Source organism: Streptomyces rishiriensis (genome assembly GCF_030815485.1).
Taxonomy (GTDB): Bacteria; Actinomycetota; Actinomycetes; order Streptomycetales; family Streptomycetaceae; genus Streptomyces; species Streptomyces rishiriensis_A.
In genome coordinates this window covers 7025886-7041990 of sequence record NZ_JAUSWV010000002.1, presented here as the reverse complement: position 1 = coordinate 7041990, position 16105 = coordinate 7025886, and the positions used below count along the sequence as shown (strand labels likewise).

Here is a 16105-nt window from a genome sequence, read left to right as displayed (position 1 = left end):
GACCACGAGGGGCGGGGAGGCCCTGGGGGGCCGGGGGGCGAGCTGGTCAGGGGGAAAGCGGGGAAAGCGCTTTCCCCCTGGGCTCACCTAAGGTACGCCAGCCCTGGATGGACGTCGGTGTAGCCCTCGACCAGCTTGCGGGCGACGTTCACCGAGTCCACCAGCGGATGCAGCGCGAACGCCTTGACGGCCGTCGCGCGGGACCCGGACGCGGCGGCGGCCAGCACCTCGCGCTCGACGCCCTTCACCGCGCAGACCAGCCCGGTGGCGTGGTCGGGCAGCGGGGCCACGGCCACCGGATGGGCGCCGTTGGCGTCCACGAGGCAGGGCACCTCGATGACGGCGTCCGCGTCGAGCACCGCGAGGGTGCCCTGGTTGCGGACGTTGAGGATCAAGGTGGTGCGCTCGTCCCGGGCGATGGCCCGCATCAGGGCGAGGGCCACCTTCTCGTAGCCGCCGGAGAGGTCGTCGGCGTCGCGCTCGCCGGCGCCGGCCGTCTCCCGGTTCTCGGCCATGTAGGTGGCCTCGCGTTCGGCGCGGGTGCGGTCCCAGGCGGTCAGGGCCGCGGCGTCGGGGCGCTTCATCTCCTCGTAGAAGCGGGCCTGCTGGTCGGCCAGGAAGGCGCCGCGGGTCTTCTCGACCTGCTGGTAGGCCCGTACGGCCTCCCGGTTGAAGTAGTAGTAGTGCAGGTACTCGTTGGGGATCGCGCCGAGGGACTGGAGCCAGTCGACGCCGAACAGCTTGCCCTCCTCGAAGGAACCGAGCAGGCCGGGGTCGGCGAGCAGCCGCGGGAGTTCGTCGCGACCGGCGACCCGCAGCCCGCGGACCCAGCCGAGGTGGTTGAGACCGACGTAGTCGATCCACGCCTCTTTCGGGTCGGCGCCGAGCACGCGGGCGATCCGGCGGCCGAGCCCGACCGGAGAGTCGCAGATGCCGATCACCCGGTCGCCGAGGTGCCGGGACATCGCCTCGGTGACCAGGCCCGCCGGGTTGGTGAAGTTGATGACCCAGGCGTCGGGGGCCAGCCGGGCCACCCGCCGGGCGATGTCGACGGCGACGGGGACCGTCCGCAGACCGTAGGCGATCCCTCCCGCGCCGACCGTCTCCTGACCGAGGACGCCCTCGGCCAGGGCCACCCGCTCGTCGTTCGCGCGGCCTTCGAGGCCGCCGACCCTGATCGCGGAGAAGACGAAGTCGGCGCCGCGCAGGGCCTCGTCGAGGTCGGTGGTGGCGGTCACCCGGGGCGCGTCCGGGACGACGGCCGCCTGCTCGTCCAGTACACGGGCGACCGCATACAGCCGGCTGTCGTCCAGATCGTGCAGAACGACTTCCGTGACCCGGCCCTCGGCGCGGTCCGTCAGGAGCGCCCCGTACACGAGCGGCACCCGGAATCCGCCGCCGCCCAGAATCGTCAGTTTCACGCTTGCACCTTTCCTGCCACGACCACCTCGACGCCCGCCTCCTCGAAGGAGGACCGGGTCGCCGGATCGACCGGCGTGTCCGTCACCACCACGTCCAGGTCCTCGGGACCGCAGACCTTCGCCATGCCGGTACCCGGGAACTTCGCCGAGTCGGCGAGGAGGACGACCTTGTCACCGGCCTTGATCATGGCCCGCTTCACCGGCACCTCGACGACCGTCGTGTCCATCACCTGTCCGCCCGGCCGCACTCCACTGGTCCCGAGGAAGACCCAGTCGGCATGCAGCTGCCGCAGGTTGTCCTCGGTGAGGAAACCGACCAGTGAGCGGTACTCGCGGCGGACCATGCCACCGAGCAGGACCAGCTCGATTCCCTCGTCGTCGGCGAGCTCCTCGTAGACCACGAGGTTGCTGGTGACGACCGTCAGCCGGCGGCCGTGCAGCTGCCGGGCCAGGCGGTAGGCGGTGGTGCCGATGTCGAGGAGGATCGACTGGCCGTCGGCGACCATGGCCGCCGCGTGGGCGGCTATGGCGTCCTTCTCACCCACCCGTACCTCGGCGACCTCGGCGAAGGGCTGGTCGCCCTCCTCCGCGACGGCGCCGCCGTGCACCCGGGTGAGCAGGCCGTCCTCCTCCAGTTTCACCAGGTCGCGCCGGATGGTGGCAGGGCTCACACCCAGCTGTTCGGAGAGATCGGTCACGGCCGCGGGACCACCCGAGCGCAGGGCCCGCAGGATGAGTTGATGTCGTCGTTCTGCCAGCACGACGTGAACACTACTCGTCATCTTCAATCAAATCCATGCTCACTTCTGCTGAGGTATTGACCAATGCCGCCGAGGGGCGCACGATTCCGGTCACCGAATTGAAGAGGTATGACGAGCTCCCCCGACAGGACGAGCTCCCCCGACGAGGGAGGATGTGTGGTGGACGACGACCGGCCCGAGGTACTGCTCACCGGGCTGCTCTTCTACGACCTCGTCCTCACGGGGCTCGGCAGGCCGCCGACGCCGGGCGAGGAGATCTGGACGGCCGGCATGGGCTGCGGCCCCGGCGGCATCGCCAACCTCGCGGTGGCCGCGTCGCGCCTCGGCCTCAGGACCTCGCTGGCCACGGTCTTCGGCGACGACTTCTACGGCGCGCACTGCCGCCAGGTCCTGGCCGGCCAGGAGGGCGTCGACCTCACCCTGTCCCGGGTGGCGGACGGCTGGCACACGCCGGTCACCGTCGCCCTCGCGCACGGCCACGACCGGGCCCTCGTCACCCACGGCCAGGAGCCGCCGTACTCGCAGGACGTGCTGATGGGCAACCCGCCCGAGGCGTGCACGGCCCTCGTCCACCTGGAGGCCGAACCGCGCGCCTGGCTCGCCGAGGCGGCCGCGAACGGCACCCGGATCTACGCCGACGTCGGCTGGGACCCCACCCGGCGGTGGTCCACCGACCTGCTCGACCAGCTCGCCCTGTGCCACGCCTTCCTGCCCAACGAGGCCGAGGCGATGGCGTACACCCGCACCGACAGCGCGCTCGCCGCGCTCGGCACCCTCGCGGAACTGGTGCCGGTGGCCGTGGTCACCCGGGGGGCCGACGGAGCGATCGCGGTCGATCAGGCGACCGGGGAGTATGCCGAGGTCCCGGCTCTTGACATCGATGTCCTGGACGCGACGGGCGCCGGTGACGTGTTCGGCGCGAGCTTCGTGGCGGCCTCGCTCGGCGGCTGGCCGCTGGCGGAACGCCTGCGGTTCGCCGTCCTCGCCGCCGGGCTCTCGGTGCAACACCACGGCGGGGCGCTGGCGGCCCCCGGCTGGTACGGCGTCGACCGCTGGTGGCGCTCGCTGCGGGATCCCGGACTCAAACGGGAGTACGCCTTCCTCGCCGACCGCATCCCGGCGGACGTGGGCCCACCCGTGCGGCACGCGCCGGTCACCCCGCCCGCCCCGCGGCCCTGACCGCGCCCGCATCCAGAAGACAACCCCCGCATGCCCCTCGAATGGCACCCCGTCTGCGAAGACGCGAACAGATCCGAAAGGCGGTGGGAGCTGTGCGGCTCTCACGTAGAGGCCTGCTCCGTGCGGGCCTGGCCGGTTCGGCCGCCACGGCGCTCGGCGGCCTGGCGTCCGGCTGTGCCGTTCCGACCGGTTCGACCGGCCGGAACATGGTCCTGTGGTACTGGGACGGAGGCCTGGGCGACACGGTCGTCAAGAACGCCAGGGCCCGCTACGACAGCTCGGTCGACCTCCAGGCCATCAAGATCGGCGGCTACTACCGGTCGAAGCTGATCACCACGATGGCCGGGCGCGCCCACGTCCCCGACATCGCGGGGCTGAAGGGCGAGGACATGGCGTCCTACCTGCCCAACGCCGACCAGTTCGTGGATCTGCGCACCCTCGGCGCGCAGAAGTACGAGTCGCGGTACCTGCCCTGGAAGTGGGAGCAGGGCATCGCGGACGACGGCAGGATGGTCGGCTTCCCGATCGACTGCGGGCCGGTGGCGCACTTCTACCAGTACGCGGTCTTCCAGAAGGCGGGCCTGCCCTACGAGCCCGCCGACGTGTCCGCCGAACTGGACACCTGGGAGAAGTTCTTCGCGGCGGGCGAGCGGCTGCGGCAGCGGATTCCGGGGACCTTCCTGCTCACCGACGTCAACAGTGTCTTCGAGAACGTGGTCCAGCAGGGCAGCGAGCGGTACGTCGACAAGGACCGCCACTTCATCGGCGACCGGGAGCACGTGCGCGGCGCCTGGGCGCTCGCCGTGGAGGCCACACAGCGCAAGATCGTGTCCAACCTGGTCAACGGCACCCCGGACCAGCTGTCGGCCGTCGAGGACGGCAAGCTGCCGAGCCAGCTGGGCGCCTCCTGGGCCACCAGCGACCTCAAGAACGGCGTGCCGAAGACCAAGGGCCGGTGGCGGGTGGCCGACATGCCCGTGCGGCCCTCCAACAACGGCGGCTCCTTCCTGTCCATCACCAAGGCGTGCCGCGAACCCGAGCGGGCGTTCCGGATCATCAGCTGGATGCTCGACGCGGGGAACCAGGCGCAGGGGTTCGTGGACGCGGGGCTCTTCCCGTCCACCCCGGCCTCGTACGACCTGAAGCAGGTGCGCGAGCCGGACGAGTTCTTCGGCGGGCAGGTCACGATGGACGTCTTCGGCCCGGCCGCGCAGAAGATCGTGGTCGCCTACAACAGCCCGTTCGACGTCGCACTCGGGCAGCCCATCAAGGACGAGATCAAGAACGTCGGCGTCCTCGGCAAGGACCCGAAGCAGGCCTGGAGTGACGCCATGAGCAAATGCCGGCGCATCGCGAAGCACCTGGGGGTGAGCTACTGATGGCCACCCTCCCCGCGCTGGAGACGCCCCCGGCGGTCGTGGCGGACGTCCCCGTCACCCGGCCCCGGACGGGCTTGCGGAAGTACTGGCACCTGTACGCCGCGATCTCCCCCTTCTACCTGCTCTTCCTCTGCTTCGGCCTGATCCCCGTCGGCTTCTCGCTCTACCTGTCCTTCCACCGGTGGGACGGCCTCGGCACGATGGAGTGGGCGGGGCTGTCGCAGTACCGGTACCTGGTGAGCGACTCAGAGTTCTGGAGCTCGATCGGGACCACGCTCGTCATCTGGGCCCTGGCCACCTTCCCCATGATCTTCCTGGCGATGGTGACGGCCGTGATGCTCAACTCGGCGGTCCGTTTCAAGAACCTCTACCGCGTGGCGTACTTCCTGCCGAACGTCACCTCGGTCGTGGCGATCGCGATCATCTTCGGTTCGGTCTTCTCGACCAACTTCGGCCTCGCGAACGCGTTCCTCCAGGCGATCGGTCTCGACCAGATCGCCTGGCTGAACACCCCGTGGGGCATCAAGATCGCCATCGCGACGCTGATGACCTGGCAGTGGACCGGTTACAACGCGATCATCTTCCTCGCCGGCCTGCAGACCGTCCCGGGCGAGCTGTACGAGGCGGCGCGCATGGACGGCGCGGGGCCGGTGCAGACCTTCTTCCGGATCACGTTGCCGATGATGCGGCCGGTGCTGCTGTTCGTGCTCGTCGTGTCCACGGTCACCGGTCTGCAGAGTTTCTCCGAACCCCAGGTGCTGCTCCAGAACACCTCGAACGACTCGACGTTCTCGGGCGGTCCGGGTCACGCCGGCCGGACGATGGTCCTCTACTTCTTCCAGCAGACCTTCGACAACAACGACTTCGGCTACGGCGCCGCCGTGGCGTGGGGCATCTTCCTCGTCGTCGTCCTCTTCTCGATCATCACTGGCGGCTGGTGCAGCGCCGGGGCGAAGAATAGGGAGGCCCGCACCATGGCATCCACCCGAGAAACCCGGCGCGCCAGGAGGATCGACGGGTCCCGCCGCAGAGGGATCGGACTGCACGCCGCCCTCGTCGTCGGCGTCCTGCTCTCGGCCTTCCCGTTCTACTGGGCCGTGATCATGTCGACGCACGCGTCGTCGGAGATCTTCTCCTACCCGCCCGAACTGCTGCCGGGAACGCACTTCCTGGAGAACGTCCGCAGTCTTTTCGACACCATCGACTTCTTCGGCTCGATGTTCAACTCCCTGCTGGTGGCGGGATCGGTGACCTTCCTGGTCCTGTTCTTCGACTCGCTCGCCGCCTTCGTCTTCGCCAAGTTCGCCTTTCCGGGCAAGCGGTTGCTGTTCGTCCTGCTGATGTTCATCTTCATGGTCCCGGCGCAGCTCCAGGCGATTCCCCAGTTCGTCATCATGGCGAAGCTCGGCTGGATCGGCTCGATGACGGCGCTGATCGTGCCGGCGGCCGCCAACGCCTTCGGCATCTTCTGGATGCGCCAGTACATGAAGGGCGCGATCCACGACGAACTCCTCGACGCCTCCCGCATCGACGGGGCGAACTTCCTCCGCCAGTACTGGCACGTGGCCCTCCCGGTGGTCCGGCCCGGCCTGGCCTTCCTCGGCATCTTCACCTTCATGGGCCAGTGGAACGACTACGCCTGGCCCCTGATCGCCCTCACCAACCCGGACAACGTGACCCTCCAGGTCGCGCTGTCCCAGCTCAACGGCACTCACGGAACCACGGACTACGGAATGGTCATGACCGGCGCACTGCTCGCCCTCGTCCCCCTGCTGATCGTGTTCGCGATCGGCGCCCGTCAGATGATCGGCGACCTCGCGAAGGGAGCGATCAAGTGACGGATCCGCTGCTGACACTCCGCCCCTGGGAGGCGCCCGAGGTGACCTCGTGGGGACGGCTGCCCATGAACGCCGTCGACCGGCGCTCCGGAGCGAACTCCCTGGACGGCGACTGGCGGTTCCGGTTGCTGTCCGCTCCGGACGCGCCGGTCGTCGGTCCCTGGTCGACGGCGGTCGTGCCCGGCGTATGGACCATGCAGGACACGGACGACCTCCCGCAGTATCTGAACATCCGTATGCCGTATGCGGAATTCCCCCCACTGTCGCCCGCCGACAATCCGACGGGTGTGTACGAGCGGGAGATCGACGTCCCCGCCGAGTGGGCCGGGCGCCGCGTCGTGCTCCAGGTCGGGGCCGCCGAGAGCGTGCTGCTGGTGCATGTGGACGGACGGCCCGTCGGCATCTCCAAGGACTCCCATCTGGCGGCCGAATTCGATCTGTCGGGCGTGGTGCGTCCGGGCGGCCGGTCCGTGGTGCGGCTGACGGTCGTCAAGTGGTCGGACGCCTCGCACATCGAGGACCAGGACCACTGGTGGCACGCCGGGATCACCCGCTCGGTGCTGCTCTACGCCACCGACCCGCTGCGGCTGGCCGACGTGAGCGTGCGGGCGTCGCGGGACGGCGAACTGCGGGTCGACTGCCAGGTGCGGGACTCGGGCGGGGCGCTGCCCGCGGGCTGGTACGTCAGCGGGGAGCTGGACGGGCTGCCGCTGGCACGGGACGCCGGGTTCGACCTGGCCAACGCGGAGGAGGAACGGGTGTCCGCCTTCCTCGGCGAGGCACGGCTGCGCGCGCGGGTGCCCGAGGTGCGCACCTGGACGGCCGAGACACCCGAGCTGTACGGCCTGACGGTCCGGCTGCACCGCGCCGACGGCACCGTCGCCGACACCTCCCGCCACCGGGTCGGCTTCCGCGACGTGGCGATCGTCGGCCGGGACCTGCTGGTCAACGGCGAGCGGGTCTTCATCCGCGGGGTCAACCGGCACGACTTCCACCCCCTGACGGGCCGGACGGTGTCGTACGACGACATGCGCGCGGACCTGGTCCTGCTGAAGCGGTTCGGCTTCAACGCGATCCGCACCGCGCACTACCCGAACGACCCCACGCTGTACGACCTCGCCGACGAGCTCGGCTTCTACGTCGTCGACGAGGCGGACATCGAGTCCCACGACCACGCCCACGAGATCGCCGACGACCCGCGCTATCTGAACGCCTTCGTGGACCGGGTGTCGCGGATGGTGCTGCGGGACAAGAACCACCCCTCGGTCATCATCTGGTCGCTGGGCAACGAGTCGGACTACGGCGCCAACCACGACGCCGCCGCGGGCTGGGTGCGCCGGCACGACCCGACGCGGCCCGTGCAGTACGAGGGGGCCGCCAAGCGCGGCTGGGCCGATCCCGAGGTCGCCTCCGACATCGCCTGCCCGATGTACGCGCCCCTGGAGGACTGCGTGGCGCACGCGCTGTCCGGACAGCAGACCAAGCCGCTCATCCAGTGCGAGTACTCCCACGCGATGGGCAACAGCAACGGCACGCTGGCCGACCACTGGGCCGCCATCGAGACCACCCCGGGTCTTCAGGGCGGGTTCATCTGGGAGTTCTGGGACCACGGCATTCTCCAGCGTGTGAACGACGGAAGACCGGTCGGGCGTGGGGGCGCCGGGCTCTATGACAACGCTGTCGCCGCGCCCGGTCACCGCTGGGCGTACGGCGGCGACTTCGGCGAGAAGGACCACGACGGCGCGTTCATCGCGGACGGCGTCGTCTTCCCGGACCGCACCCCGAAACCGGTGCTGTACGAGCACCGGGAACTCTCCGCACCGGTGCGGCTCCAGGGCGCCGGGCCGGAGGGGGTGACGGTCTCCAACCACCAGCACTTCCGGGGCCTGGAGTGGCTCGCGGGCGAGTGGGAGCTGTCGCTCGCCGACGGCGCGACGCTCACCGCGCCGGCCGAGCTGCCCGACCTGCGACCGGGCGGGACGGCCGTGGTGCCGCTGCCGTTCGCGTTGCCGGACGACGACGGCGAGGCGTGGCTGACCCTGCGGGTGACGACGGCACAGGATCTGCCGTGGGCTCCGCGCGGCACCCGGGTCTGCACACCTCAGGTGCGGCTGCGGGCGCCGGTGCCGGTGCCGGTGCCGGTGCCGGTGCCGGTGCCGGTCGAGGAGCCGGCGGGTCCCGGCCACGTCGAGATCGACGCCGACGGACTTCTCGTCCACCCGCTGCTGACCTCGGCGCCCGCGCTGTCGCTGTGGCGGGCACCCACCGACAACGACGAGCTGGGCGGCATGGCGGGGCGCTGGCGGGCCTGGGGCCTGGACGCCCTCGTGCGCAGGCTGGTGTCCGTGCGCCAGGAGGGCGACGGGGTGAGCGTGCTCTCCGAGTACGCCGGCACCACGGGCGTCGTCCGGTACCGGCAGGTCTTCACGCCGGTCACGGGCGGCATCCGGATCGACGAACAGGCCGAGCTGCCCGCGGAGTTCGACGATGTGGCGCGCGTCGGCTCGGTCTTCGAGACGGTGGCGGGACCGGACCGGCTGGAATGGTTCGGACAGGGTCCGTGGGAGTCGTATCCGGACCGCAGCGCGGGCGCGCCGGTGGGCCATCACCGCGCCCGGGTCGACGACTTGTTCACCCCGTACCTGCGTCCGCAGGAGAGCGGCGGCCGGCACGGTGTGCGGCGCTTCACGCTCTCCGCGCCGGACGCCACGGGCCTCTCCGTCACGCTGGACGAGCCGCGCCAGGTCTCCGTCACGCGCTACCGGGCCGAGGACCTGACGGCCGTCGCGCATCACGACGAACTCGTCCCGCGCGACGGCTGCGTGGTCCACCTCGACGCGGCGCACCGCGGCCTCGGCACGGCGTCGTGCGGTCCCGACACCTTCCCCTCCTACCTCGTCGCACCGGGCGTCCACCGCTGGAGCTGGACCCTGCGCGTCCTGTGAACCCCCGTTCTCCGCAACGGACCTACCTACGGAGCACACGTGTGTACTTCGCATGCCCACGAACAGGGCGAGGCCGCGCGGGCCGGTGCCGGAAGACGCGGTTTCCTCCGGGCCACCGCGCTGCTCGGCGCGGCCGCCACGGCCGGGCTCGCGCTGCCGGCCACCGCCGAGGCGACCTCCGCCACGTGGCGACCGGACCCCGAGAGCCGCCGTTTCACTCTGGCCGTCATGCCCGACACGCAGTACCTCTTCGACGGCCCGAGCATCGACAGGGCACCGGTCGAGGCGTCCCTGCGCCACCTCCTCGACCAGGGCGCGCACGACAACCTCGTGTTCCTGTCCCACCTCGGCGACCTCACCCAGAACGGGGCGAAGGACGAAGTCGGCGCGATCAGCGAGGCGTTCGGGCTGCTCGACCGGCGCGGGATCGGCTACAGCGTGCTGGCCGGCAACCACGACGTGAGAGCGTCGACGACCGACCAGCGCGGCGCGACCCCGTACCTGGACGCCTTCGGCCCGCAGCGCTTCCAGGGCAGGCCGACCTTCGGCGGGGCCTCACCCGACGGCTACAACACCTTCCACCTGTTCCGGGCCGGCGGCCGGGAGTGGATGGTGCTCGCGCTGGACTGGCGGCTGTCGGAGAAGGGGTACGCCTGGGCTGCCGACGTCCTGGCCCGGCACCCGAGGACACCGGTCGTCCTGACCACGCACGAACTGGTCGTCGGGGACGACTCCCTGTCGGCGTACGGGCAGCAGCTGTGGGACCGGCTGATCGAGGACCACGACCAGATCTTCCTCACCCTCAACGGTCACTACTGGCCCGCCGGCCGGGCCACGCGCGAGAACGCGGCCGGGCATGAGGTCCACCTGCACCTGACGAACTATCAGAACCGGTACTTCGGCGGCGCGGCGATGATCCGCCTCTACCGCTTCGACCTCGACCGGAACGTCATCGACGTGGAGACGGTCTCCCCGTGGATCCTCGGCCGGGCCGCGAAGGGGCTCAACGAGCTGGAGCGGCAGGAGAGCGAACTGAGCGGCGACGCCGACCGGTTCACGGTCGGCATCGACTTCGCCGAGCGCTTCGCGGGGTTCGACCCGGCGCCCGCGCGTGCTGCCCGTCCCGCGTCGGGGATGCTGGTGCGCGACACGGTCGCCTACTGGCGGTTCGACGGCCACGACGACGGTACGGCGGTCGGCGGCACCGTCCGCGACCTGTCCGGACGCGGCAACGACCTCGCTCTCGTCACGGTGGGCGGGGGTGTCCTGACCTGGTCCTCCGACCACCACCCCGACCAGCCCGGCCACGGCAGCCTGGAGTTCCAGGGGTACAAGTCCCCGCTGAAGGGCGCCTACCTGCGCACGGTCGACGGCGCCCCGCTCAACTCGGCCACCTTCGGGACCGGTTACACCATCGAGGCGTTCTACCGGCTCCCCGCCGACTGGGACCCCTCGCACCATGCCTGGTCGGGACTGGTGGGCCGGACCGGAACGGGCGGCGCCGCGGGCAGGACCGGCGACGATCCCGACGAGCCGCTCGCCACCCTCTCCCTGTCGGACGACCGGGAGCCGCAGTGGGCGATGCGTCCGCTGAACCAGGAGGGCATCGCCACCAACTGGGGCCAGGAGACCCCGCTGGAGACCTGGTGGCACCTCGCGGTCGTCAACGACGGCAGGCGCACCACGCTGTACGTCGAGGGCTGCCCCGTGGTGCGCAACCCGACGGCGGCGGCCGTCGGCATCACCTCCGTCGGGCTGCCGTGGCTGCTCGGCGGCTACGAGTACGGCGGACGGATCGACCAGATCCTGCACGGCCGCCTCGGCGATGTCCGGATCGTCTCGCGGGCGCTGCCCGTCAGCTCCTTCATGAACCACTGACTCCCTCGACGAGGATCACCGTGACCGAGCAGCAGCTGCCCTCCTGGGCCGATCCGTCCGTCCCGCCCGCCGCTCTCGACGCCCAGGGCGTGTCGCGGCGTGGACTCCTGCGCCGTGCCGGCCTCTTCGGCGCCACGTTCGCTCTCGGCGGTGCGGCCACTCCGGCCGTCGCCGCCGGCGGCCGGGGCCACGGCGGCGAGGACCCGCGTCTCGCCTATCTGGTGGGCGACCACCACGTGCACTCCGTCTACAGCCACGACGCGAAGTACACGTTCTCCCAGCAGGCCGGGGCCGCCGCCCGGTACGGCCTCGACTGGATGGTGTTCAACGAGCACTCCAACTTCGGGCACGCCTCGCACGGTGCCGCGCTGGAGCACCAGGAGATCCTGAAGGCCCGCGCCGCGAACCCGCGCCAGCTGATCTTCCAGGGCCTGGAGTGGTACATCCCGGCCGCCGAGCACTGCACGGTGTTCGCCGCCCCCGGCCCGCACGAGGCCGAGCTGCTCACGCGGTTCGAGCTCACCTACGACGGCAAGCTACTCGGCTACACCGAGGGCGCCGCGGGCGCGGCCGACACCGCCCGCAACGAGGCGCACGCCGTCAAGGCCGTCCGATGGCTGGCCGAGCAGCGCCGCAGCGGCTACGTCGACGACGTCCTCGTCCTCGCCAACCACCCGTTGCGCCTCGGTATCGACTCCCCGCACGAACTGCGCGACTGGCGCGACGCGGCGCCCGAGATCATGGTCGGCATGGAAGGCGCGCCGGGCGCCCAGGGCGCGGCGATCCCCGGCCTGCGCGGTGCCGCGTCCATCCGCGGCGAGTACGAGAACAAGCCGTCCGCGCAGTCCTGGGCGGGCTATCCGGCCGACGCCTTTGTCACCTACGGCGGCTTCGACTGGGCCACGGCGACCGTGGGCGGCCTGTGGGACTCGATGCTGGCCGAGGGCCGGCTCTTCTCGGTCACCACCAACTCCGACAACCACCGGACCGTCTTCGACACCTGGAAGAACGGCGACTGGCCCGCCGGAGCGAACTTCGACGACACCGGCAGGCTGCCGGACCCGGTGAACACCGACACCCCGCAGCCCGGCAGCGACTTCTGGCCGGGGCAGTTCAGCCGGACCCACGTCGGAGTGACCCGCTACGGCTACCGCGCGGTGATGACGGGGCTGCGGGAGGGCCGGGTCTGGCTGGACCACGGGCATCTGCTCGACGGCCTGGAGGTCAGGCTGCGGCGGGAGCACGGCGACGGCCGGGGCGTCACGCTCGGCGGCCGGCTCCGGGTGCGCAAGGGCGAGAAGCTCATGCTGGAGATCACCGTCACCAGCGCGTCGCGCCCCAATCCCCAGGGGATCCTGCCGCGGTTGGCACACGTGGACGTGATCCGTGGCGCGGTGCGCGGGGCGGTGTCCGACCGCGACACCTGGCGGGCGCCCGACACGAAGGTCGTCCGCACGACGGACGTGAGCGGCCGCAGAGGGACCTACACCCTGCGCGTCCCGGTCGCGGTGGGCGACGAGTCCTGCTACCTCCGCCTGCGCGGCAGCGACGGCAACCGGAACGGAACCGGTTACCTGGGCGCTTCCGTGGATCCGCACGGCCCTGTCCCGCACGAGCCGGGCAACGGTGATCCGTGGGCCGACACCTGGTTCTACTCCAACCCCGTCTTCGTGGACGTCGTGAGCTGAGACGCCCCGAGGGCGTAGGGAACCGCGGGACCGGTCGCCACCGGCCCGCGGTTCCCCGTGACGTCGAGCCCTACGGCGTTCCGGGGAACACGCTCACGCGTAGAAGCGCGACAGGCTCTGCAGCACGGCCGCGGGCTTCGCGGCGCCCTCGATCTCGATCGCCCCGTCGACGGTGATCTGCACCCCGCCCGGCACCTCCTCGACCTCGGTCAGCCCGGCGACCAGGCGGATCCGCGAACCGACCTTCACCGGCGAGGGGAACCTCACCTTGTTCAGCCCGTAGTTGACCTTCGTCGTGACGCCCTGGACGTCCAGCAGCCCGGTGAAGAGCGGGATGAACAGGGAGAGTGTCAGGTACCCGTGGGCGATCGGCGCTCCGAAGGGCCCGGCGGCCGCCCGCTCCGGATCCACGTGGATCCACTGGTGGTCCCCGGTGGCGTCCGCGAACGTGTCGATGCGCTGCTGGGCGACCTCGATCCACTCGCTGGTGCCCAGGTCGCTCCCGGCCAGCTTCTTCAGCTCGTCGAGACCGTTGACGGTGATGCTCATATGCCGTTCCTCACAGGTGATGTGGCGGGAGACGTTCACAGGGTGTCGCTCACGGGAGTCGCTCAGGAGCCGGTGCCGAACCGGGAGCGCACCCGCGACTTCAGAAGCTTTCCGGAGGCGGTGCGCGGGAGTTCGTCCGCCACCACCACCGACTTGGGGATCTTGTACTTGGCGAGCCGCCCGGACAGCGAGGCGAGCACCTCGTCGGGGTCAAGCGAAGCGCCCTCGCGCGGCACGACGACCGCGCGCGGCACCTCGCCCCACTTGTCGTCGGACACGCCGATGACCGCGCACTCCACGATGTCGGGGTGGCCCAGGAGCAGGTCCTCGATCTCGGCGGGGTAGATGTTCTCCCCGCCCGAGATGATCATGTCCTTGATGCGGTCGACGATGTGCACGTACCCGTCCTCGTCGACCCGGGCCGCGTCCCCGCTGCGGAACCAGCCGTCGGCGAAGGAGGCGGCCGTCTCCTCGGGCAGCCCCCAGTAGCCGGGCATCACGTGCGGACCGCGGACGACGACCTCTCCGGTCTCGCCGACCTCGACGGGTGTGAGGTCGGGTCGCAGGACGCGTACGTCGCTGAAGAAGTGCGGGACTCCGGCCGAACCCGCCTTGCTGACGGAGTGCTCGGCGTCCAGGAACAGCGTGCCGGGGGACGCCTCGGTCATGCCGTAGCCCTGGAGGAAGGTGAGCCCGCGTTCCTGGTAGGCGGCGATCAGCGGCGTCGGCACCGGGGAACCGCCGCAGGTCAGGATCCGCAGACTGGACAGATCGGCGTCCGCCCAGCGCGGGTGCCTGGCCACCTGCTCGAACATCGTCGGCACGCCGAACATGAAGGTGATCCGGTGCCGCTCGATCAGGGCGAAGGTGGCCTCCGGGTCGAAGGCCTCGACCAGGACGCAGCAGCCGCCCTTGAGGAGCACCGGCAGCGTCAGCATGTTCAGGCCGGCCGTGTGGAACAACGGCGCGGAGACCAGGGCGCGTTCGTCGGCGGTCAGATCGGTGTCGACGAGGACGTTGACCGCGTTCCAGGTGAGGTTGCCGTGCGTGAGCATGGCGCCCTTGGGGCGGCCGGTCGTGCCCGAGGTGTACATGATGATGCAGGTGTCGTCGGGGGTGACCGGCGTGTCGATCGGCTCCTCGGAGGCGGCGGCGAGCTCCCCCTCGTACTCGGGGCCGACCTCGAGGTACGTCCGGACGTCCGTGTTTCCGGGCAGTCCGGCGACCGGTCCCGCGTGCGAGGGACCGTAGACGAGCGCCTTGGCGCCGGAGTCGGCGAGCTGGTAGGCGATCTCGGGCCCGGCGAGACGGGTGTTGAGGGGGACGAACACCGCGCCGAGGGCGCCGGCGGCGAACAGGGTCTCGAGGTAGGAGGGGTGGTTGGGGCCGAGGTAGGCGATGCGGTCACCGCGCCGCACGCCACGGGAGCGCAGGGCGTGGGCCAGGCGCATGGTGCGTGTATGCAGTGTGCGATAGTCCGTCGACTGCTCACCGTGGACCAGGGCCGTGCGGTGCGGGGTCTTGCGGGCCCGGCGTGCGGGCCACGACCCCAGTCCCTCGTTGCGCATCTTCCACGCCCCTTACGGTGTCGTCAGCCCGAGCAGACGGGCGGCGTTCTCCTTGAGGATCTTCGGCTTCACCTCGTCCTTGATCGTCAGCTTGTCGAAGTCGGCGAGCCAGCGGTCGGGGGTGAGGACGGGGAAGTCGGAGCCGAAGAGGACCTTGTCCTTCAGCAGCGTGTTGGCGTACTGGACGAGCTGCGGCGGGAAGTACTTCGGCGACCAGCCGGACAGGTCGATGTGCACGCCCGGCTTGTGCGTGGCGACGGCGAGTGCCTCGTCCTGCCAGGGAAAGGACGGATGCGCCAGGATGATCTTGAGGTGCGGGAAGTCGGCCGCCACGTCGTCCACGTGCAGCGGGTTGGAGTACTTGAGCCTGATCCCGCCGCCGCCCGGCACTCCGGCGCCGATGCCCGTCTGACCGGTGTGGAACAGGGCGATGGTGCCCGTCTCCTCGATCACCTCGTACAGGTCGTACGCCACCGAGCGGTCGTTGGGGAAGAAGCCCTGGATGCTGGGGTGGAACTTGAAGCCCTTCACCCCGTACTCCTCGACCAGGCGCCGGGCCTGCTTCACGCCCGCCCTCCCCCGGAAGGGGTCGATGGAGGCGAAGGGGATGAGGACGTCGGCGTTCGCGGCGGCGGCCTCGGCGACCTCCTCGTTCGGGACCGGCGCCGTGCCGGTGGCGGACTCGGCGTCCACCGTGAAGATCACCGCGGCCATCCTCCGCTCACGGTAGTAGCGGGCCGTCTCCTCCAGGGTGGGCTTCCGTTCGCCCTCGACCCCGAAGTAGGCGGAGGAGGCGGCGTGCAGGTCGTCGTCGAGCGAGGAGTGACCCCTGGAGGACACCTCGGCGTGGGTGTGGACGTCGATGGCGACCAGTTCCTCGACCTTCATGGAGGGGGCCG

At 70.7% G+C, this 16105-nt stretch carries 11 protein-coding genes and 1 pseudogene; 7 read left to right on the top strand and 5 right to left on the bottom strand.

The genetic code is table 11. The annotated features are described in order from the left end of the window. Nucleotides 1–83: 83 nt before the first annotated feature. Nucleotides 84–1421 (bottom strand): 6-phospho-beta-glucosidase, encoded by a 1338-nt coding sequence (locus QF030_RS33655; protein ID WP_307166326.1) that lies wholly within the window; start codon nt 1419–1421, stop codon nt 84–86. Continuing rightward, nucleotides 1418–2182, bottom strand: a complete 765-nt coding sequence (locus QF030_RS33650) for a DeoR/GlpR family DNA-binding transcription regulator (RefSeq protein ID WP_307166325.1) — start codon at nt 2180–2182, stop codon at nt 1418–1420. Before QF030_RS33650 ends, QF030_RS33655 begins: the two co-directional genes overlap by 4 nt. A 159-nt stretch (nt 2183–2341) precedes the next feature. Between QF030_RS33650 and QF030_RS33645 the strand changes: the two genes are divergently transcribed. The 7 genes and pseudogenes from QF030_RS33645 (at nt 2342) to QF030_RS33615 (ending at nt 13089) form a co-directional block, all read left to right on the top strand. Then, nucleotides 2342–3361 (top strand): carbohydrate kinase family protein, encoded by a 1020-nt coding sequence (locus QF030_RS33645; RefSeq protein WP_307167782.1) that lies wholly within the window; start codon nt 2342–2344, stop codon nt 3359–3361. 92 nt (nt 3362–3453) lie between these two features. After that, nucleotides 3454–4740, top strand: a complete 1287-nt coding sequence (locus QF030_RS33640; RefSeq protein WP_307166324.1) for an ABC transporter substrate-binding protein — start codon at nt 3454–3456, stop codon at nt 4738–4740. Next, nucleotides 4740–5701, top strand: a pseudogene (locus QF030_RS33635) (carbohydrate ABC transporter permease). Before QF030_RS33640 ends, QF030_RS33635 begins: the two are co-directional and overlap by 1 nt. A 13-nt stretch (nt 5702–5714) precedes the next feature. Then, on the top strand, nt 5715–6578 hold the full coding sequence (locus QF030_RS33630; RefSeq protein ID WP_307166323.1) for a carbohydrate ABC transporter permease: 864 nt from the start codon (nt 5715–5717) through the stop codon (nt 6576–6578). Next, entirely contained in the window at nt 6575–9523 is a 2949-nt protein-coding gene (locus tag QF030_RS33625) for a glycoside hydrolase family 2 TIM barrel-domain containing protein (protein ID WP_307166322.1), read from the top strand. Before QF030_RS33630 ends, QF030_RS33625 begins: the two co-directional genes overlap by 4 nt. 39 nt (nt 9524–9562) lie before the next feature. After that, nucleotides 9563–11401: a LamG-like jellyroll fold domain-containing protein gene (locus QF030_RS33620; RefSeq protein WP_307166321.1), complete on the top strand. Its 1839-nt coding sequence runs from the start codon at nt 9563–9565 to the stop codon at nt 11399–11401. A 20-nt stretch (nt 11402–11421) separates the two neighbouring features. Continuing rightward, nucleotides 11422–13089 carry a histidinol-phosphatase gene (locus tag QF030_RS33615; RefSeq protein WP_307166320.1) on the top strand — a complete coding sequence of 556 codons (1668 nt, stop codon included), beginning with the start codon at nt 11422–11424 and terminating at the stop codon, nt 13087–13089. A gap of 93 nt (nt 13090–13182) precedes the next feature. Here the strand turns inward: QF030_RS33615 and QF030_RS33610 are convergent, their stop codons facing one another. From QF030_RS33610 to QF030_RS33600, 3 genes are all read right to left on the bottom strand, one after another. Then, complete coding sequence (locus tag QF030_RS33610) at nt 13183–13638, bottom strand: MaoC family dehydratase (protein WP_307166319.1); 456 nt, start codon at nt 13636–13638, stop codon at nt 13183–13185. Between the two features lie 62 nt (nt 13639–13700). Continuing rightward, nucleotides 13701–15206, bottom strand: a complete 1506-nt coding sequence (locus QF030_RS33605) for an acyl-CoA synthetase (RefSeq protein WP_307166318.1) — start codon at nt 15204–15206, stop codon at nt 13701–13703. A 12-nt stretch (nt 15207–15218) separates the two neighbouring features. After that, nucleotides 15219–16094 carry an amidohydrolase family protein gene (locus QF030_RS33600; protein WP_307167781.1) on the bottom strand — a complete coding sequence of 292 codons (876 nt, stop codon included), beginning with the start codon at nt 16092–16094 and terminating at the stop codon, nt 15219–15221. Nucleotides 16095–16105 lie beyond the last annotated feature (11 nt).